General features: G+C 56.1%; 19 protein-coding genes and 1 pseudogene. 8 read left to right on the forward strand and 12 right to left on the reverse strand.

Features of this window, described 5'->3' with window-relative positions; genetic code table 11:
• Positions 1 to 31 precede the first annotated feature (31 nt).
• Together ampE and BEI65_RS27135 are read right to left on the reverse strand one after the other, a co-directional pair.
• Positions 32 to 886 carry a beta-lactamase regulator AmpE gene (ampE, locus tag BEI65_RS09185; protein ID WP_085120245.1) on the reverse strand — a complete coding sequence of 285 codons (855 nt, stop codon included), beginning with the start codon at positions 884 to 886 and terminating at the stop codon, positions 32 to 34.
• Positions 886 to 1,081 (reverse strand): annotated as a pseudogene (locus BEI65_RS27135) (1,6-anhydro-N-acetylmuramyl-L-alanine amidase AmpD); the annotation flags it as partial. The pseudogene BEI65_RS27135 and the gene ampE, both read right to left, overlap by 1 nt.
• Before the next feature lie 75 nt (positions 1,082 to 1,156).
• Here BEI65_RS27135 and nadC point away from each other — a divergent pair.
• The 4 genes from nadC (at position 1,157) to hofC (ending at position 5,334) form a co-directional block, all read left to right on the forward strand.
• Complete coding sequence (gene nadC, locus BEI65_RS09195) at positions 1,157 to 2,047, forward strand: carboxylating nicotinate-nucleotide diphosphorylase (protein ID WP_099063068.1); 891 nt, start codon at positions 1,157 to 1,159, stop codon at positions 2,045 to 2,047.
• A 199-nt stretch (positions 2,048 to 2,246) separates the two neighbouring features.
• Positions 2,247 to 2,696, forward strand: coding sequence for a prepilin peptidase-dependent pilin (gene ppdD, locus BEI65_RS09200; RefSeq protein ID WP_099063069.1), 450 nt, complete (start codon positions 2,247 to 2,249; stop codon positions 2,694 to 2,696).
• Entirely contained in the window at positions 2,693 to 4,138 is a 1,446-nt protein-coding gene (gene gspE, locus BEI65_RS09205; RefSeq protein WP_099063070.1) for a type II secretion system protein GspE, read from the forward strand. The genes ppdD and gspE overlap by 4 nt, the downstream gene beginning before the upstream one ends.
• Complete coding sequence (gene hofC / locus BEI65_RS09210) at positions 4,135 to 5,334, forward strand: protein transport protein HofC (RefSeq protein ID WP_099063071.1); 1,200 nt, start codon at positions 4,135 to 4,137, stop codon at positions 5,332 to 5,334. The genes gspE and hofC overlap by 4 nt, the downstream gene beginning before the upstream one ends.
• Before the next feature lie 57 nt (positions 5,335 to 5,391).
• On the opposite strand, the gene BEI65_RS09215 is transcribed toward hofC, so the two are convergent.
• Positions 5,392 to 6,435, reverse strand: a complete 1,044-nt coding sequence (locus BEI65_RS09215) for a GMP reductase (protein ID WP_099063072.1) — start codon at positions 6,433 to 6,435, stop codon at positions 5,392 to 5,394.
• 444 nt (positions 6,436 to 6,879) lie between these two features.
• Here BEI65_RS09215 and coaE point away from each other — a divergent pair, with 444 nt between their 5' ends.
• Genes coaE through yacG form a run of 3 tightly spaced genes read left to right on the forward strand, consistent with a single transcriptional unit; the run spans position 6,880 to position 8,494 of the window.
• Complete coding sequence (gene coaE / locus BEI65_RS09220) at positions 6,880 to 7,494, forward strand: dephospho-CoA kinase (RefSeq protein WP_099063073.1); 615 nt, start codon at positions 6,880 to 6,882, stop codon at positions 7,492 to 7,494.
• Between the two features lie 5 nt (positions 7,495 to 7,499).
• Positions 7,500 to 8,252, forward strand: a complete 753-nt coding sequence (gene zapD, locus BEI65_RS09225) for a cell division protein ZapD (protein ID WP_085120239.1) — start codon at positions 7,500 to 7,502, stop codon at positions 8,250 to 8,252.
• A gap of 50 nt (positions 8,253 to 8,302) precedes the next feature.
• Positions 8,303 to 8,494 carry a DNA gyrase inhibitor YacG gene (yacG, locus tag BEI65_RS09230; RefSeq protein WP_099063074.1) on the forward strand — a complete coding sequence of 64 codons (192 nt, stop codon included), beginning with the start codon at positions 8,303 to 8,305 and terminating at the stop codon, positions 8,492 to 8,494.
• 43 nt (positions 8,495 to 8,537) lie between these two features.
• On the opposite strand, the gene mutT is transcribed toward yacG, so the two are convergent.
• The 3 genes from mutT to secM all read right to left on the reverse strand — a co-directional run bounded on the left by mutT (position 8,538) and on the right by secM (position 12,376).
• Entirely contained in the window at positions 8,538 to 8,942 is a 405-nt protein-coding gene (mutT, locus tag BEI65_RS09235; RefSeq protein WP_085120238.1) for an 8-oxo-dGTP diphosphatase MutT, read from the reverse strand.
• A gap of 100 nt (positions 8,943 to 9,042) precedes the next feature.
• Positions 9,043 to 11,754, reverse strand: a complete 2,712-nt coding sequence (secA, locus tag BEI65_RS09240; protein ID WP_099063075.1) for a preprotein translocase subunit SecA — start codon at positions 11,752 to 11,754, stop codon at positions 9,043 to 9,045.
• A gap of 88 nt (positions 11,755 to 11,842) precedes the next feature.
• Complete coding sequence (gene secM / locus BEI65_RS09245) at positions 11,843 to 12,376, reverse strand: secA translation cis-regulator SecM (RefSeq protein WP_099063076.1); 534 nt, start codon at positions 12,374 to 12,376, stop codon at positions 11,843 to 11,845.
• A gap of 26 nt (positions 12,377 to 12,402) precedes the next feature.
• Here secM and BEI65_RS09250 point away from each other — a divergent pair, with 26 nt between their 5' ends.
• The gene (locus tag BEI65_RS09250) at positions 12,403 to 12,927 is read left to right on the forward strand and encodes a DUF721 domain-containing protein (protein ID WP_099063077.1); all 525 of its coding nucleotides are present in this window, start codon (positions 12,403 to 12,405) and stop codon (positions 12,925 to 12,927) included.
• Between the two features lie 14 nt (positions 12,928 to 12,941).
• On the opposite strand, the gene lpxC is transcribed toward BEI65_RS09250, so the two are convergent.
• The 6 genes from lpxC to murC form a co-directional block, all read right to left on the reverse strand.
• Complete coding sequence (lpxC, locus tag BEI65_RS09255) at positions 12,942 to 13,859, reverse strand: UDP-3-O-acyl-N-acetylglucosamine deacetylase (RefSeq protein ID WP_017891607.1); 918 nt, start codon at positions 13,857 to 13,859, stop codon at positions 12,942 to 12,944.
• Between the two features lie 103 nt (positions 13,860 to 13,962).
• The gene (gene ftsZ, locus BEI65_RS09260; protein ID WP_004950150.1) at positions 13,963 to 15,117 is read right to left on the reverse strand and encodes a cell division protein FtsZ; all 1,155 of its coding nucleotides are present in this window, start codon (positions 15,115 to 15,117) and stop codon (positions 13,963 to 13,965) included.
• A 74-nt stretch (positions 15,118 to 15,191) separates the two neighbouring features.
• Positions 15,192 to 16,448, reverse strand: coding sequence for a cell division protein FtsA (gene ftsA, locus BEI65_RS09265; protein ID WP_004950148.1), 1,257 nt, complete (start codon positions 16,446 to 16,448; stop codon positions 15,192 to 15,194).
• Positions 16,445 to 17,296: a cell division protein FtsQ gene (ftsQ, locus tag BEI65_RS09270; protein ID WP_099063078.1), complete on the reverse strand. Its 852-nt coding sequence runs from the start codon at positions 17,294 to 17,296 to the stop codon at positions 16,445 to 16,447. Before ftsQ ends, ftsA begins: the two co-directional genes overlap by 4 nt.
• Position 17,297: 1 nt before the next feature.
• Complete coding sequence (locus BEI65_RS09275; RefSeq protein ID WP_085120232.1) at positions 17,298 to 18,218, reverse strand: D-alanine--D-alanine ligase; 921 nt, start codon at positions 18,216 to 18,218, stop codon at positions 17,298 to 17,300.
• A complete protein-coding gene (gene murC / locus BEI65_RS09280; protein WP_085120231.1) occupies positions 18,208 to 19,686 on the reverse strand; it encodes a UDP-N-acetylmuramate--L-alanine ligase in 1,479 nt (492 codons plus the stop codon). The genes BEI65_RS09275 and murC overlap by 11 nt, the downstream gene beginning before the upstream one ends.
• Between the last annotated feature and the right edge of the window lie 57 nt (positions 19,687 to 19,743).

Below are 19,743 nucleotides of genomic sequence, written 5' to 3' on the forward strand. Positions count from 1 at the left end.
GAGCGCCCGTTTTTATTTTCAAATTTTGCCGTCAGAGCAAAGTGCCGTAAATCGTCAGCAGTGCCACCACCACCACGATAATCATGGTCACCTTACGTGCCAGGGTTACCGCAGCCCGTGGCGTCTGCACCGGATCCATATGCGGATCGCGTGCCAGTGAGAACTGCGCCAGCCGCGTCAGCACCTGATACTGAGAAGAATGGAGATCGCCCAGCGAAGCAAACCACGCCGGCAGCGCTCTCTCACCATGCCCAAACAGAGCGTAAGCCACGCCTGCCAGCCGCACCGGGATCCAGTCCAGCCAGTTCAACAGATGATCGATACCCGACTGCGAACGCTCCAGCGGGGTATTGTGGCGCGCCAGCCAGGTCTGGTAAGCACGCAGGAAAGAGTAGCCCGCCAGCGCGATCGGCCCGTAAGGCCCACAGACCACGAACCAGAACAGCGGTGCCAGATAATAACGGAAGTTAATCCACAGCAGCGCATTTTGCAGTTCGCGCAGGCGCAGCTCTTCGCTGCAATCCACCGGCAAACCGTGGATCAATGCCAGCTCCTCCGCCATTTGGTCGCTGGCATGAACATCCCCCTGGCGCGCCGCTTTCAGGTAGGCGCGATAGTGTTTGCGCTTGATGCCTGCACCCACACACAGCAAATCAATAACGATCCACAGCAACAGCGTCACTACGCCGAAAAACAGCCCTTGAGCCAGCCACAGGATCCCGCCGACCACCACCATCCAGGCCAGGGTCATCAGCAACGTCTGCGCCAGCGAAAAGCGGTGCAACCGATGAAACACCACCTCCAGGCGATGGTCCAACTGCCAATGCTCACCCAGCTTGAACAAACGTTCCCACGCCAGAACCAGTAACAGCGTAAACAGCGTCATTAGCGACTCCTCTCCCTTTCCATTGTTCCAAGCATAGCGTTATCGGGCTTGCCGGGTTGTTCCAGAGATGCCAGATTTAAATCCCGATCAAATATCGGGCCTGGATCGGTTTTACGGCCTGTGGCGATATTACTGTGCCCGGTAATCCGCGCCGCTGACATCGGATTAATGCCTGATTAGCAGTGCAACCACTGCGCTGCGGTGGTACTTGTCACGGCAACAGAGTAGCATGTTCCCCCTACGATATTACCGTCCATTTCGGAGTTTTCTATGCCGACACGCCGCTACAGTGCCGACAGTCGCCGCACCGAGCTTCTTGAACGAATTGAAAGCGATATCCCCTATGCCGTTGCCCAGGCGCTGCGTGAAGACCTGGGGGGCGAAGTCGATGCCGAACGCGATATTACCGCGCAATTATTACCGGCCGACACCCAGGCCGAAGCCACTATTATTACCCGCGAGCCCGGCATATTTTGCGGCCAGCGCTGGCTGAACGAAGTCTTCATTCAACTGGGTAACCAGGTGAAGGTCGAATGGCTGGTGGCAGACGGCGATAGCCTGATCCCCGACCAACCGCTCTGCAAACTGACCGGTCCGGCGCGGGTGTTGTTGACCGGTGAGCGCACGGCGCTGAATTTTGTACAGACGCTTTCCGGCGTCGCGACCGAAGTCAGCCGCTATGTGGCACTGTTACAGGGCACGCAAACTCGCCTGCTGGATACCCGCAAAACCCTGCCGGGGCTGCGTACCGCGCTGAAATATGCCGTACTGTGCGGCGGCGGCAGTAACCATCGCCTGGGGCTTTCCGATGCCTTCCTGATCAAGGAAAACCACATCATTGCCTCCGGTTCGATTAAAAAGGCGGTCGAGAAGGCTTTCTGGCTGCATGCCGACGTACCGGTCGAGGTAGAAGTCGAGTCGCTGGATGAACTGCAGCAGGCGCTGGACGCCGGTGCCGACATCGTCATGCTGGATAACTTCAGTGTCGAGATGATGCGTACCGCCGTGGCGCAAACTCAGGGCCGTGCTCAACTGGAAGTTTCAGGTAACGTGACCAGCGAAACCCTGCGTACCTTCGCCGAAACCGGCGTGGACTACATCTCGGTGGGCGCCCTGACCAAGCACGTAACCGCGCTCGATCTGTCAATGCGCTTTAAATAATCTCCGCCATCCAGACCTCCCTGGCCAGCCGGGGAGGTATTTTCTCGTCAGAATTGCGAAGCTCGCCCCATCTTTTCTCCTTCCTCTGCAATGCTAATAAATTGCTGTGGAACTGCGCCCCAAAACCGCCATAACCCGCTCGAAGCTCACGCCCTGTGCGCTTACCTTTGCTTCCACATTCACATGGAGGCAATAACAGATGGAAACACAGCGCGGTTTTACCTTGATCGAACTGATGGTGGTGATCGCCATTATCGCGATCCTCAGCGCCATAGGCATTCCCGCCTACCAGCGCTATATCCAAAAAGCAGCGATGACCGACATGCTGCAAACCATGACGCCGTATAAGCTGGCCGTTGAGCTGTGCGTGCTCGACAGCGGTGCACCAACCGGTTGTAACGCCGGCAGCCAAGGTATCCCGACTGGTGACGCCTCACGTTATGTCAGTGCCGTCCAGGTCAACCAGGGAGTGATCTCGCTGACCGGTACTCAAACGCTGCAGGGGCTAACGGTCGCACTGACCCCTACCCAAAACACCAGCGGGCTGACGCGTTGGACACGCCAATGCACCAGCGCCAACGCCAATCTGCAGGAAACCTGTCAGGAAGTTTTCCGTTTTGACACTACCGCAACGGCACCAACGCCATGAGTACGACAATCAGCGACGAAATCCATGCGCTGTGCCGGCGCTATCAAGCGCTGGCTCTCAGCGAGGACCAGCACAGCCTGAGCGTAGCCCTGACGGAGGAGGCGCCACAAGCGTTGCTGTCGGCACTGCGTTTCGCCACCGGCAAGCGCATTCATTTGGAACAGTGGCCGGCAGCCCGGCTGGAGCTGGAACTGAACCACCGTCAAATACAGGACGATCGCCCTGCGCAAGACGTTCCAGAAGTTGGGCCTGACATGCCCTCCTTAAACGATGACAGTGACGCACCCGTAGTCCAGTTTATCAATCAGGCGCTGCGCATCGCCATTCAACGGCGGGCCTCGGATATTCATTTCGAGCCCTACCAACAGGCTCTGCGTATCCGGCTGCGTATTGATGGGGTACTGCAGACGATAACCTCACCGCCTTTTGCGCTCGCCGCCCGCCTCACTGCCCGGCTGAAGATCATGGGGCAGTTGGATATCGCCGAGCATCGCCTGCCGCAAGATGGCCAGCTCAGTGTGCAATTGGATAACGCCAGTTACTCGATGCGCATCGCCACCCTGCCCACGTTGCACGGCGAAAAAGTGGTGCTACGGATCCTGCAAACCGAGCGCCAGGATCTGCCGCTGGATCGGTTGGGAATGGATCCGACAGCGCTGGCGCAGTTCGCCGCCGCGTTGTCCTGCCCGCAGGGTATGATGCTGGTCACCGGCCCGACCGGTAGCGGTAAAACCGTCACGCTGTACAGTGGGTTGCGCCAGTTGAATGACGCGCAAAGTAATTTATGCAGCGTCGAAGATCCGATCGAGATCCCCCTGTTCGGCGTTAACCAGACACAAATTAATGCCAAAACCGATCTGGATTTTTCCCGCGTTTTACGCGCCTTACTGCGACAGGATCCAGACGTGATCATGATCGGTGAGATCCGCGATCGGGAAACCGCAGAGATCGCGGTGAAAGCCGCGCAAACCGGTCATCTGGTGTTATCCACCTTGCACACCAACTCCACCAGCGAAACCCTGACACGCCTGACCCATATGGGCATTCCCGGCTATCTGATTGCCGCTTGCCTGAAGCTGGTGATCGCCCAACGGCTGGTGCGTAAACTTTGCAGCCACTGTCGCTATCAGCACAGCCAACCGGTACGCTTCCCCGCGGCGATTTGGGCCACGCCCCTGCTGCCCTGGCAAGCTGACGGCTGCGAGCACTGTTTTAGCGGCTATTACGGCCGCACCGGGGTGTATGAATTGCTAACCATCACCCCGGAGGTGCAGGCCGGTCTGTTGCAGGGAGCGGCTCCTGGTCAACTGGCCGAGATCGCCCGGCAGCAAGGGCAGACCACGCTGCTGCAGGCTGGGTTAACGCTGGTTTCGCAAGGCGTCACCTCGCTGGAGGAGGTGTACCGCATTGTCGGCAACATTGCCGGTGAGGAGGCCGTATGAAAGCGCTGCGCCTTTTCCTCTGGCAGGCGATTGACCCGCAGGGCCAACTGCGTCAGGGCGAACTGATGAGCAGCGAAAAAAACAGGGTTAGTCAGTGGCTGATCGAACAAGGACTGCAACCCTGCCAAATTAACAGCGGGAAACGCATTGCCCCCAGCCAGTGGCGCGGAGAGCCCTTGATCCAGTTCACCCGCCAACTGGCCACCCTGCTGCAGGCAGGGTTGCCGCTGGTCAGCGGGTTGCAGCTGCTGGCGACAGAACACCCGTCCGCAGCCTGGCGTTGCCTGCTGCGCGAGCTAGGCGAACAGGTACGGCAAGGCCAGCCGTTTTCCGAGGTTATCGCCGGGCAACACGCCATCTTCCCGCTGATCTACCGCCAGTTGATCGCCATCGGAGAACTGACCGGCCACCTGGATGAGTGCTGCCTGCAACTGGCCCAGCAACAGGAAGCACAGCAAAAATTGCAGAAGAAAGTGGTTAAAGCGCTGCGTTATCCCTTGTTTATCTGCGCAGTGGCGCTGTTGGTGAGTATTCTGATGTTGGTCATGGTGCTGCCGGAATTTGCCGGCGTCTACCAGTCTTTCGATGCCCCACTGCCGTGGTTTACCCAAGGGTTGCTGGACCTTTCCACCCTGTTGATCCACGGCGGCCCCTGGCTGGCGGCGATACTGGGCTGCACGCTATTTGCCTATTTTCGCCAACTGCACCCGCAACCACACTGGCGCAGACGCGAACAGGCCGTATTGCTGCGCCTGCCGCTGGTTGCGCAATTGATCAAAGGCGGTTGCCTGAGCCAAATATTTCGTATTTTGGCCATGACTCAGCAGGCCGGGCTCACGCTGATTGAAGGGCTGAACGCCGCAGCGCTGTCGGTGGATAATTTATTTTACCGTCAGGCGATTGAGAGGGTGCGGCAACAGATTGCACAAGGACAGACTTTCCACAGCGCATTGGGGCAGCAGGCGCTTTTCCCCACCTTGTGTCAGCAGTTGGTGCGGGTGGGCGAAGAGTCCGGTTCGTTAGATACGCTGTTAGGCAAACTGGCGCTGTGGCATGAGCAGCAAACTTTTGAGTTAGCCGATACGCTGGCGCAAACGCTGGAACCGATATTGATGCTGGTGGTGGGTGGGATCGTCGGCACGCTGGTGATCGCCATGTACCTACCGATATTTCAATTGGGGAACGTGTTGGGATAACGCCTGGAGAACCTTGAGTGCAGCACCGAACGCCACTCAAGGTTTGGTCAGGCTAAATCAGTTACTGCCGAACACGCGGTTTTCCTGCTCCGCTACGCGGATGAAGGTGGTGCGTTTAGTCAGCTCTTTCAGACGCTCTGCACCGACATAAGTGCAAGCGGAGCGCAGGCCGCCGAGAATGTCACGGACGGTAAACTCAACCTCACCACGCAATGGCAGCTTGACGGTTTTACCTTCGGCCGCACGGTACTGAGCAACACCGCCGACGTGGCGTTTCATCGCTGACTCGGAGCTCATGCCGTAAAACAGCATGAATTTCTCACCGTTCTCTTCCACTACGGTGCCTTCGCACTCGTCATGACCCGCCAGCATGCCACCCAGCATGACGAAGTCCGCGCCGCCACCAAAGGCTTTCGCTACGTCGCCCGGTACAGAGCAGCCACCGTCGCTGACGATCTGGCCGCCCAGGCCGTGTGCCGCATCGGCACACTCGATCACCGCAGACAGCTGCGGGTAACCCACACCAGTTTTCACACGGGTGGTGCAAACTGAACCAGGACCAATACCCACCTTGACGATATCGGCACCGGACAGGATAAGCTCTTCCACCATTTCGCCGGTGACCACGTTGCCGGCACAAATCACATGGTTTGGGCAGGCCTCGCGCGCTTTCTGCAAGAAGGCGACAAAATGCTCGGAGTAACCGTTAGCGACGTCAATACAGATAAACTTCAGCCCCGGCGACAAGGCCAGAATTTGCTGCATCTTCACAAAATCAGCTTCGGAGGTGCCGGTTGAGACCATCACGTGGCGCAGCACCGATGCCGGTACGCGCTGCACAAATGCGGCCCATTGTTCAACGCTGTAGTGTTTGTGGACGGCGGTGAGTACGTCGAAGGAAGCCAGGGCCTCTGCCATGCTAAAGGTGCCGACCGAGTCCATGTTGGCGGCGATGATCGGCACGCCGGACCAGTTCAAGCCAGAATGTTTGAAGGTAAACTGACGCTCCAGTTCAACTTCTGAACGGCTTTTCAGCGTGGAGCGTTTAGGGCGAATCAGCACATCTTTAAAGCCTAACTTCAAATCTTCTTCAATACGCATGACTTATGATTTCCTGGTTTATGGCGACGGATCGCAGGATAGTATTCGAACCTATACCCTATGAATTTCAAGTTGCAGCTAGGCAGCCAGCTTGCTCATCCCCAGGAGCTTACTTAAGTAAGTAACTGGGGTGAGCAAGTGCAGTCAACAACGCTGCGGCTTGAAAGGCGACGGGTAGATTAATGCCAGTTCCAGTGTCGTTATCATACTCGCTAATAATCGCCGGACAAGACTGCGAATTCTCCTTTATTTACGCTACAATCCGACAAATTTACCTGCGAATACGCAGTGTGACCTCCCGCTCATTTTCCCTTTCCGGCTGCGTTTTTTATCACCGTACGGGGCAAGCTGCCAGACAAGCGCCGCCTGCTGACTTGCACTTCTGCGCGATCGCTTTATGATTCGTCTATTATTTTTTTATGAACATCAGGTGCATTCCCTACCATGACCTACATTGTTGCGTTGACAGGGGGTATCGGCAGCGGTAAGTCAACCGTGGCAGACGCCTTTGCCCGCCACGGCGTGATGGTGGTCGACGCGGACGTCATCGCCCGACAGGTTGTCGAACCTGGTGCTCCAGCGCTGGCTGCCATCGTCGAACGATTTGGTAATGAAATGTTGCAGTCAGACGGCACACTTAACCGTGCCGCACTGCGCCAGCGTATCTTCAGTAACCCTGACGAAAAGCGCTGGCTGAACCAACTGCTGCACCCGCTGATTCATCAGGAAACCCAACGCCAACTGGCGCAAGTCACCAGCCCCTATGCACTTTGGGTGGTTCCCCTGTTGGTGGAAAACAACCTGCAGGCACGCGCCGATCGCGTGCTGGTGGTCGACGTTGACAGCGAGACTCAGTTGGCCAGAACCATCGCCCGCGACGGTATCAGTCGTCAGCAGGCACAGAACATACTGTCCGCGCAGGTCACGCGCGAGCAGCGCTTGGCCGCTGCAGATGACATAATTGATAATAGCGGCACCGCTCAGGGGATAGAGCCATTGGTTGCCGCACTGCATCGCCGTTACCTTGAGCTGGCGGCATCAGCGACCCGACAGGATTAAACTGAATGAGTGATGTTTCCCCAAGCGTTCTTTTTGAACACCCGTTGAATGAAAAAATGCGCACCTGGTTGCGTATGGAGTTTTTACTGCAGCAGTTGCATGGCCAGCGGGCATTGAGCGAAACAGCTATCGCCCTAACCTTCTTCCGCACTGTCGCCGATCTGCTCGACGTACTGGAACGTGGTGAAGTGCGTACCGAGTTACTGAAAGAGCTGGAACGTCAGCAGCAAAAGCTGCTGGCATGGGCCGATGTACCGGGCGTCGATATGTCGCTGGTGGATCAGTTACGCAACCAGCTGAAACAGCGCGCGGCGGCACTGATGTCTGCTCCCCGCCTCGGTCAATCGCTGCGTGAAGACCGGCTGATTAGCCTGGTGCGTCAACGCCTGAGCATCCCCGGTGGATGTTGCAGCTTTGATTTACCGACGCTGCACATGTGGATGCATGCTCCACAGCAAGAGCGGGATGACGACGTCAGCAAATGGCAGCAAACGCTGGAGCCCCTGAACCAGGCGCTGATCATGGTGCTGGATCTGATCCGTCAGTCCGGCCCGTTTCGCAATCAGATCAGTTTGAACGGTTTCTTCCAGGATAACGCGGAAGGCGCCGATCTGTTGCGCTTGCGCATCAATCTGGCCCATCAGCTTTACCCACAGATTTCCGGCCATAAAACGCGCTATGCGATCCGCTTCCTGCCGCTGGACAGTGAGCTTGGCGTGGTCCCGGAACGATTAACCTTTGAGTTGGCCTGTTGCTAACCCAATGACATAAAAACCTTTCACGCGTTGGAAGGGAGTAAGGAACAGATATGACGACCGTAGTGAAATGCCCAACCTGTGGCAAAGGCGTGGTTTGGGGTGAAGTCAGCCCGTTCCGCCCGTTTTGCAGCAAGCGCTGTCAGTTAATTGATTTGGGCGAATGGGCCGACGAAGAAAAGCGCATTCCCAGCAGCAGCGATCTGTCGGAAAGCGAAGAATGGAGTGAAGGGGACGATCGTTAATCGATCGTCTTTTGTCGGCCTGGTGTCTGCCAGGCCGCTCGTTTTACTGTGCAGCGTTCGCCTGTGCCACCAACAGTTTGATAATACTGACATTGGCCTCCGGGAATTCCTCCTCCCGTAAATCAGCCTGCTTCACCCAGCGCATAGGCTGGCCTTCACGGCCAAAGGGTTCGCCTGCCCAACCTTCCACCAGATAAAAATTCAGCGTCACGATACGATCGCTAAACCGGTGTTCAAGCACTTCCAGTAGCTCTGCACGCTCGGTTTCAATGCCGGTTTCTTCCTGCAGTTCACGGTTGAGTGCCTGCTCCGGCGTCTCCCCCTGCTCAATCTTACCGCCTGGAAACTCCCAAAAACCGGCCATATGCGAATCGGCGGCGCGACGGGTAATAAAGATTTCCTGCTGGGCGTTACGAATGATGCCAACGGCGATGTTCAGATGTTTCATCACATCCTCCTGATAGATTTGTCGGGCGCGGTAAACGCCCCAAAAAACAGGGGCTCAGCATGCTGAACCCCTGGGTTTTATTGGTTAAACACTGCCGGTCTTAGTTCTGCAGACGACCGTGGCACTGTTTGTATTTTTTACCGGAACCGCATGGGCATGGATCGTTACGCCCTACTTTACGTTCCGCCGTTGCCGGCGCATTCGGATCTTCGGTGACCAGCGCATTTTCTTCATAGTGGCTCAGCTGTTGCTGTTTGGCCAGGCGCTCAGCTTCTTCACGACGCTGCTGCTCCAGCGCTTCAACCTCTTCCGGCATCCGCACCTGTACCTTGCTCAGTACGCTGATCACTTCATGCTTCAACGATTCCAGCATGGTGGCGAACATGTTGAAGGACTCGCGCTTGTACTCCTGCTTAGGATCCTTCTGCGCATAACCACGCAGATGGATACCCTGGCGCAGGTAGTCCATCGCCGCCAAATGCTCTTTCCACAGGGAATCCAGCGTCTGCAGCATCACGCCTTTCTCGAAGTTGCGCATCATCTCGGTGCCAACCACTTCTTCTTTGCGCAGGTATTCTTCCTTCGCTTTTTCGAGAATACGCTCACGCAGCGTTTCTTCGTGCAGCTCAGGCTCTTTATCCAGCCATTCGGCTATTGGCATGTCCAGATCGAAGTCGTTTTTCAGGCGCTCGGTCAGCCCCTGAATGTCCCACTCTTCTTCCAGCGACTGCGGCTGAATGTAGCCGTCGATGGTGGTCTTGAACACGTCTTCACGGATGCTGGTAATGGTTTCGCTAACGTCAGACACGTCCAGCAGTTCGTTACGCTGGCTGTAGATAGCGCGGCGCTGATCGTTGGCCACGTCATCGTACTCCAGCAATTGCTTACGAATGTCGAAGTTGCGGCTTTCCACTTTACGCTGTGCGTTGGCAATCGCCTTGGTGACCCATGGGTGCTCAATGGCCTCACCCTCTTTCATACCCAGTTTACGCATCATGCTGGAAACGCGATCCGAGGCGAAAATACGCATCAGGGCATCTTCCATCGACAGGTAGAAGCGGGATGAACCAGCGTCACCCTGACGACCTGAACGACCGCGTAGCTGGTTATCGATACGGCGTGATTCATGGCGCTCGGTACCAATGATGTGCAGGCCACCCGCAGCCAATACTTCATCATGGCGGATTTTCCAGGCTTCTTTAATTTCAGCAATTTGCTGTTCAGTCGGATCTTCCAACTGTTCAATTTCGGCCTGCCAGCTGCCGCCCAACACGATATCGGTACCACGGCCCGCCATGTTGGTGGCGATAGTGACCGCACGGCTTTGGCCGGCCTGAGCTACGATGTCCGCTTCCATGGCGTGGAATTTGGCGTTCAGTACCTTGTGCTCGATACCGGCTTTGGTCAGCTCGCGAGAAACCACTTCGGATTTTTCAATCGAGATAGTCCCCACCAACACCGGTTGCCCGTTGACGGTACGCTCACGGATGTCTTCAATGATTGCACCAATCTTTTCCAGCTCGGTCATATAGACCAGATCCGGCATGTCTTTACGGATCATCGGACGGTTAGTCGGCACCACGATGGTATCCAGCTTGTAGATAGAGCTGAATTCAAAGGCTTCGGTGTCGGCGGTACCGGTCATCCCGGCCAGCTTCTCGTACAGACGGAAGTAGTTCTGGAAGGTGATGGAGGCCAGCGTCTGGTTCTCGTTCTGGATCTCCACGCCTTCTTTGGCTTCTACTGCCTGATGCAGACCATCAGACCAGCGACGGCCCTGCATGGTACGACCGGTGTGTTCGTCAACGATAATGACTTCACCGTCTTTTACGATGTAGTCAACGTCACGGGTAAACAGCACATGGGCACGCAGTGCGGCGGTCACATGGTGCATCAACATGATGTTAGTCGGTGAGTACAGTGACTCGCCTTCATCCATGATGCCGGCTTCCATCAACATTTCTTCGATCAGGATCAGACCGCGTTCGGTCAGGTGCACCTGGCGCGCTTTCTCGTCAACCGAGAAGTGGCCTTCGCCCTGGAAGGAATCGGAATCTTCTTTTTCCTGACGGATCAGCTTAGGGATCAGCTTGTTGACCCTGATGTACATCTCGGAACTGTCTTCGGCCGGGCCGGAGATGATCAACGGAGTACGTGCTTCATCGATCAGGATGGAGTCAACCTCATCCACCAACGCATAGTGCAGCTTACGCTGAACGCGCTCTTCCGGGCTGAACGCCATGTTGTCGCGCAGGTAGTCGAAACCGTATTCGTTGTTGGTACCGTAGGTAATGTCAGCGGCATAGGCCTCACGCTTGGCTGGCGCAGGCATTCCTGGCAGGTTAATACCGATGCTCAGACCGAGGAACTCGAACAGTGGGCGGTTGTTTTCGGCGTCACGCTGTGCCAAATAGTCATTCACTGTTACCACGTGCACACCACGGCCGCTCAGGGCGTTCAGGTAGGCAGGCAGGGTTGCGGTCAGGGTTTTACCTTCACCGGTACGCATCTCTGCGATACAGCGATCGTTCAGTACCATACCACCCAGCAACTGCACGTCGAAGTGACGCATGCCGAATACGCGCTTGCTCGCCTCACGCACTACGGCGAAGGCTTCCGGCAGCAGGTTTTCCAGCACTTCGCCCTTTTCCAGGCGTGCGCGGAACTCGTTGGTCTTGGCTTTCAGCTCGTCATCGGACAGTTTTTCCATGTCCGGTTCCATCAGACCGATCTGTTCAACCGATTTACGCATGCGGCGAAGTGTACGATCGTTACGACTACCAAAAACTTTGGTCAATAATTTCACTAACATAATGTTTGATATCTCTGTCATGACAGCCAACACAGGCCGTCAATTTGCTGTTATTTTTTAGGTTTTTTGTCGCCCGACGGGCAAAAAATCAGCTTAAGACTGTGGGTCCAGCACGGATGCCCTGCACCTGTGCAAGCCACAACCCTGTCTGATGCTGCGCAATGGCAGGCAGCACGGCATGGTGGGTATCACGAATGATGGTCGGCGGCTTCGGCTCATGCGTCAACAGCGCGTTGAGAGTAGAAAGCAGCGCCAGTTGCGCTACCTGTGATGGGGGTTCGGTCGCTTCCGCTTCGCGTTCCTGTATCCGCGCGTAAACTGCCTGCGGAGCGAGAGCAAAAGAAAGGTGACGAATGACGGTGCGAAGCGCATGCTGGTGCCAATAATCGACACTGAAATTCGGGCGACGATGCGCTTCCTGCAGCAATGCCAGACTGTTAAAGGCACCGCTGGCGGAATTTTGCCGGTTAAGGCTGGACGAGGTGCTCGGCAGAGCGGCTTGATCGGGTGCGCCGGACAGATTTGTAGGTACGCCAAGCGTGGCCGCGACCATCCCTAACAGGAGATGGGGCCAGAAATAACGTCTGCCAAATTGTCGCCAACGATTTAGAATACCGATCACGAGTTTATTATCCGCCGGAGCCCATTATGCGCGATAGCCGTCCACAATTATTAGATTCCCTGTTTGACGACGCTCACACAGAAGACAAAGGCCCGCTGTATAACGTCCAGCAACGCGCAGTGGCGCTGCTTAAGCTTAACCGGGCAGTGAAAGGCGTATTGCCGGTTCAACTGCATCCCTGGTGCCGCGTCGCTAATTTCCGACAGGGTATTTTAGTGCTAGAAACGGCAAATGCCAGCTGGATGATGCGTCTACGCTACGAACAACCGGCTTTATTATCTGCACTACGAGCGCAAATTCTACCATCATTGTCGTCGATCGACATCAGGATTAATCCTGCCTTGATGGCAAAAGGAAACAACCTTGTGCAGAACGCCGCAAAAACCACAGGAAATCCGCAGGCGAAGGTGCCTATGCGTCATCTGAGTCAGGAAAGTGCTGAGGAATTAAGGGGATTGGCGAGTCGCAGCCCAGAAAAACTGCGCAAGATATTGGAACGACTGGCATCGTTGGCCGGAGAAGGTGCCAACGCTACCAGTCGCGATAAGTAATCAGCAGTATCAGCTTATGCCAATACGGTGGACGGGGCTTTGAATGCCAGTGGCATTTCGGCTTCGTCCTGGAAGGTGACAAATTCCCACGCTTCCTGTTTCGCCAGAACCGCTTGCAGCAGTTTGTTGTTCAGCGCATGACCAGATTTGTAGGCGGTAAACGCGCCAATAATGTTATGGCCGCACATGAACAGGTCGCCGATGGCGTCCAGCATTTTGTGGCGTACGAATTCGTCTTCAAAGCGCAGACCGTCTTCGTTCAGCACGCGGTAATCATCTACCACGATGGCGCAGTCAAAACTGCCGCCCAGGGCCAGGCCACGTGACTGTAAATACTCGATGTCACGCATAAAACCGAAGGTACGCGCACGGCTGATTTGACGCACGAACGAGTCGGCAGAGAAATCAAGGCGGTAGCGTTGCGTACTGGCATCGATTGCCGGGTGGTTGAAGTCGATGGTGAAGTCCAGGCGGAACCCGTTATGCGGGGACAGCTCGGCCCACTTGTCGCCATCTTCAACACGCACGGTGTCTTTAAGACGCAGGAATTTCTTCGCAGAGTTCAGTTCTTCAATGCCGGCATCCAGCAACAGGAAGACGAACGGACTGGCACTGCCGTCCATGATAGGGATTTCGGCGGCGTCAACTTCGATAACGATGTTGTCGATGCCCAATCCAGCCAGTGCGGCATTAAGATGCTCAACGGTAGAAATACGCACGTCATGCTCATTCACCAGGCAAGTACAGAGCATGGTATCACGCACGGATTTTGCATCAGCCGGGAAATCAACCGGGGGATTCAAGTCAGTGCGACGATAGATGACCCCGGTATTAGCCGCCGCGGGGCGCATTGTCAGCGTGACCTTCTTGCCGGTATGCAAACCGACACCAGTCGCCTGAACAATACGTTTTAATGTCCTTTGTTTGATCATCGTTTTATCTCGCAATGTTATCAATCCTACCGACCAAGCATACAGCAAGGTCGGCGGGACAGTTTAGCACAAAGAGCGGAGATTCCAAATTCTCAGGATATTCTTAGTCTGCCTGCTTGCGCAGGAAGGCAGGAATATCAAGATAGTCGGGCTCTTTATTAGGCTGCGCAGTCGGATCGTTAACTACCTTGGCGGCAGGTTTCACTTCCTGCGGCAACGGCGACATGCCGTGCTGCTGGTAGCGATGATCCATCACTGGCTGGCTGGCCTGTTTGTTGGTCACCAGAGTGATTTCCGGACGTTTGTCCATGCCGATACCGGTCGCAACCACGGTCACGCGCAGTTCGTCGTTCATTTCCGGATCCAGCGAGGTACCGATAACTACGGTCGCATTGTCGGAAGCGAAAGCACGAATGGTGTTACCCACGGTTTCGAACTCATCCAAGCGCAGGTCGAAGCCGGCGGTGATGTTGACCAGAACGCCGCGAGCGCCGGACAGGTCGATGTCTTCCAGCAGTGGGCTGGAGATCGCCATTTCCGCTGCTTCTTCAGCACGGTCTTCACCACAGGCAACGCCGGAACCCATCATCGCGTAGCCCATTTCGGACATTACGGTGCGCACGTCGGCAAAGTCGACGTTCATCAGGCCCGGACGGGTGATCAGTTCGGCAATACCCTGCACCGCGCCTTTCAGCACGTCGTTAGCCGCGCCGAACGCGTCCAGCAGAGAAATACCGCGACCCAGAACTTTCAACAACTTGTCGTTCGGGATAGTGATCAGTGAGTCCACATGTTTGGACAATTCTGCAATACCCTGCTCAGCGAACGCCATGCGTTTCTTGCCTTCAAAATTGAAAGGCTTGGTAACCACGGCCACTGTCAGAATACCCAGATCTTTAGCAACTTCTGCGACGACTGGCGCTGCACCGGTACCGGTACCGCCGCCCATGCCGGCTGCAATGAAGACCATGTCTGCACCATCCAGTGCGGCGCGCAGGGCTTCACGGTCTTCTTCCGCTGAATTGCGACCCACTTCAGGGTTCGCGCCTGCACCCAGACCTTTGGTAATACCGCTACCGATCTGGATGGTTTGGCCAACTGCCGTTTTACGAAGCGCCTGAGCGTCTGTATTAACGGCGAAGAATTCAACACCTTCGATGCGCTCGCGCACCATGTGTTCAACGGCGTTGCCACCGCCACCGCCGACGCCGATGACTTTAATCACCGCGTCATTGGTTAGTTCCATTGGTTCAAACATAGTTTCTCTCCGTTTTGTGCCTGTCGCTGCGAGATCATAAAAAGATTACTCAGCATGATCTCTTTGTTGAAACATTAAAACTCTTTTCTCAGCCAGCTATTGATACGTTTAAACCAATTGCCCACCGAGGCGCGTTTTTCTACTTCTGCCTCACCACTCAGGTGAGACTCTTTTCCATAGTGCAGCAGACCTACCGCCGTAGAGTAGTAAGGCTCCTGCGCATAATCCGTCAGACCCGTGATGTTCAAGGGTTGGCCGATGCGTACCTGGGTATGGAATACCCGTTGCGCACAAGCTGCCAGGCCATCAATCTGGGCGGCGCCACCGGTCAGCACAATACCCGCTGCCAGATGATGCTTAACCCCTTGCTGACGCAGTTGCTCCTGCAATTGCAAAATCTCATCGTTAACCAGATTCAACAGTTCGGTGTAGCGTGGCTCAATAACTTCAGCCAGTGTCTGTCTTTGCAGACTACGAGGAGGACGCCCCCCAACGCTTGGCACCTCTACACTTTCATCCTTGCTAACAATCGACCCAAGCGCACAGCCGTGTCGAACTTTGATCGCTTCCGCATCTGTCGGCGGTGTGCCGAAGGCGTAGGCGATATCGCTGGTGACCACGTTCCCGGCGTAAGGGATCACTTTGGTGTGGCGCAACGCACCGCCGGTGTACACCGCCATATCCATGGTGCCCCCGCCGATATCCACCACACAAACGCCGAGTTCGCGCTCATCTTCGGTCAGTACCGCATAGCTGGCGGCCAGACCGGCGAAAATAAGTTGGTCTACTTTCAGACCGCAACGTTCTACTGCCTTAACGATGTTCTTCGCCATATCGTTATGACAGGTAATCAGGTGCACCTTGGCTTGCATACGCACGCCGGACAACCCAACCGGGTTTTTGATGCCTTCCTGATAGTCGATGGCGTATTCCTGAGGGATGACGTGCAGGATGCGGTGTTCATCGCGTACGCGTACCGATTTAGCGGTATGCACCACGTTCTCCACATCTTCCTGTGTCACTTCCTCTTCGGAAATAGGAACCATCCCTATTTCGTTCTGGCAACTGATGTGTTTCCCCGATAATGCGAGGTAAACCGAAGAAATCTGGCAATCAGCCATCAGTTCGGCCTGATCGATAGCGCGCTGTACGCACTTCACTACCGACTCCAGGTCGTTAACGCCACCCTTATCCATGCCGCGAGACGGGCAGCTGCCCACCCCGATAATGTTGACCATGCCATCGGGCAGAACTTCCCCTACCAATGCGGAGACTTTTGCAGTACCGATCTCCAGTCCAACTACCAGTTTTCTGTCCGTCGACTTGATCATTGTTGTTTTGCCTGTGCCTGATTCTGTTGCTGATTACTGTTTTGCTGATCGCCTGCTGCCTGCGGGTCGATTAACACTGGGGCCCAACCTACCGATGCACCGGCCTCATAGCGTAAGTCGACATAGCTGACTCGCTTGCTTTCTGCCTGCCCCTGCTGCTGCAATACCGGATAAAGCTCGATAAAGCGCTGCAGGCGTCCGGTGCGATCGTCGCGTCCCAGCTCCAGCCGAACATCATTATCCAAAGCCAGCTGCCAGGAGTGGCGGGCACTCATGGCCGCCATTTTCAGCGTATATTTGCTGGCCGCTAACATGCTGCTCATGGTCCGATATCCATCCAGAACATCCTGTTCGCTCCCTTCCGGGCCATAAAGCAACGGCAATTTCTGTTTGCCAATTCGTTCTGCCGGCACGCTGAAGGATTTGCCTTCGGCGTCCACCATGTGCAAATCATTCCAGCGCGCTACCGGGACATACTCCACCAGGTGGATTTTCAGCTCATCCGGCCACTGCTTGCGTACGCTGGCCTGCTTGATCCACGGCAGGCGTTCAATCTGTTGCTGGATGATGTCCACATCCTGCGTCATGAAAGTCCCCGGCGATCCCAACGCCAGGATCGCCTGGCGAATATCGTCGTTGGTGGTGTAGTGACGTTCCCCGGTCACCACCAGTCGTGACAGCGGCAGGCGGCTGGCGTCTTTCATCCAGCCAATTACCGCCCAGCCACTCCACAGGACCGTTCCCAACACCATCAGCAGGAAAACCATTCCCGCCAACTGGGTTCCATTGCTGCGGCGCGGGTTGTTATCCACCTCGCGTTCACGTGCATTCAGGGCAGCTTGCGACATATCAGTCGGCCAACTCCAAAATTCTCGCTACCAGCTGCGAGAAGCTTAAACCAGACTGGCGCGCTGCCATCGGCACCAGGCTATGACTGGTCATGCCTGGCGAGGTATTCACCTCAAGCAGATAGAAGCTGCCATCGCTATCCTGCATTACATCCACACGGCCCCAGCCGCTGCAGTCCAGCCCACGGTAGGCGCGTAACGCCAGGGCAGCCATCTCGGCTTCCTGTTCCGCACCCAGGCCACTCGGACAGAAATATTGGGTATCGTCCGAAATGTACTTGGCCTGATAGTCGTAAAACACGCCGGCCGGCTGAATGCGGATCGAAGGCAGAACCTGGTCACCCAGCATCGCCACCGTGTATTCCGGGCCACTCAGCCATTTCTCGACCAGGACGTCGTCGTCATGGCGGAAACCTTCTTCCAATGCCGCTTCAAGCGCATCACGCTCGGTGACCTTGCTCATCCCGACGCTGGAACCTTCACGGCTTGGCTTGACGATCAGCGGCAGGCCCAGGGCCTCCACGCGAGCAATCAGCGTCGCTTTCTCTGCACCGGCATACTGCTTGCGGTTCAGCGCTACATACGGCGCAACCGGCAAGCCCATCGACTGCCACACCATCTTGGTACGCCATTTGTCCATGGTCAGCGCCGAAGCCATCACACCGCTGCCGGTATAAGGCAGTTCGAGGAACTCCAGCATCCCTTGCAGGGTGCCGTCTTCACCACCGCGACCGTGCAGCGCGATAAATACCTTGGTAAACCCGTGCTCTTTCAGTTGGGTTACCGGGAAGTCACGGATATCAATGCCGTGGGCATCGATACCGGCTTCACGCAGCCCGGCCAGTACGGCGGCGCCGGATTGCAATGACACTTCACGTTCAGCGGAGGTGCCACCCAGCAGTACGGCAACTTTATCGGCCATGATGTTCCTCCTCTTTTTTCTGTGGCTGCAGTTTCAGCTCAGCCAGTTTGCGGGCAACTTTACCCACGTTACCGGCGCCCTGCACCAGTACCAAATCGTCGGCTTGCAGCAACTGCGCCAGGGTTTCCGGCACCGTGTCCGCATCGGAAACCAGAATCGGATCCAGCTTGCCGCGGCTGCGAATGGTCCGACACAGCGAGCGGCTGTCCGCCCCCGGGATTGCCGTCTCACCCGCGGAATACACATCCAGCATCAGCAACACATCGACCTGCGACAGCACATTGGCGAAATCGTCGTACAGATCGCGAGTACGTGTGTAACGGTGCGGCTGGAAAATCATCACCAGACGTTTGTCCGGCCAACCGGCACGTGCGGCTTTCAGCGTTGCGTCAACTTCGGTCGGATGGTGACCATAATCATCCACCAGCATCGCACTACCACTTTTGCCGTTTACCGGCTCCAGCGGGAATTCGCCGAGGAAATCAAAGCGGCGACCGGTACCCTGGAAATTCGCCAGCGCACGCAGGATATCTGCGTCGTCAATGCCTTCTTCTGTTGCTACCGCCACTGCCGCCGCGGCGTTCAACGCGTTATGGCGGCCCGGTGCGTTCAGGGTCACCGTCATCAACGGCTTATCCTGACGGCTCAGGGTAAAGTGGCCCTGTGGCCCAACTTGACGGTAGTTCTCGATGCGAACATCGGCATCATCGCTAAAACCGTAAGTGGTGATATGGCGGCCCACGCGTGGCAGCAATTCGCGCACCACCGGGTCATCAACACACATCACCGCACGGCCGTAGAACGGCAGGTTGTGCAAAAAGTTAATAAACGTCTGCTTCAGAATCTCGAAGTCGCCCTGGTAAGTCTCCATATGGTCGGCTTCGATATTGGTGACAATCGCCACCATCGGCTGCAAATGCAGGAACGACGCATCGCTCTCATCCGCTTCCGCAATCAGATAACGGCTGGATCCCAAACGTGCATGGGTACCCGCCGCTTTCACCAGTCCGCCGTTCACAAAGGTCGGATCCAGACCGGCTTCGGCATAAATGTTCGATACCATCGCCGTGGTCGTAGTCTTGCCGTGCGTACCGGCAACGGCGATACCGTGGCGGAAGCGCATCAGTTCAGCCAGCATCTCTGCGCGACGGATCACCGGGATACGCGCCTCACGGGCGGCGACAATTTCCGGGTTGTCGGCGGAAATGGCGGTAGAAACCACCACTACGCTGGCATCCAGCACGTTTTCCGGGCGGTGATGGAAGTAAATCGTCGCCCCGAGCGCGCTCAACTGTTGGGTTACCGGGTTCGGTGCCAGATCGGAACCGCTGATTTGATAACCTTCATTAGCCAACACTTCGGCGATACCACCCATGCCGGCGCCACCGATGCCGACAAAGTGAATGTGCCGGACGCGTCGCATCTCGGGCACGATAGTACGTAGTTTCGCCAGTTGTTGTGTATTCATCACTCTCTCTAATCCGGGTCCGGCTTGCCGGGCCCCTGTATGACATTCTTTAATTCA

The sequence above is a fragment of the Serratia sp. BW106 genome (assembly GCF_002607755.1).
GTDB lineage: Bacteria > Pseudomonadota > Gammaproteobacteria > Enterobacterales > Enterobacteriaceae > Serratia > Serratia proteamaculans.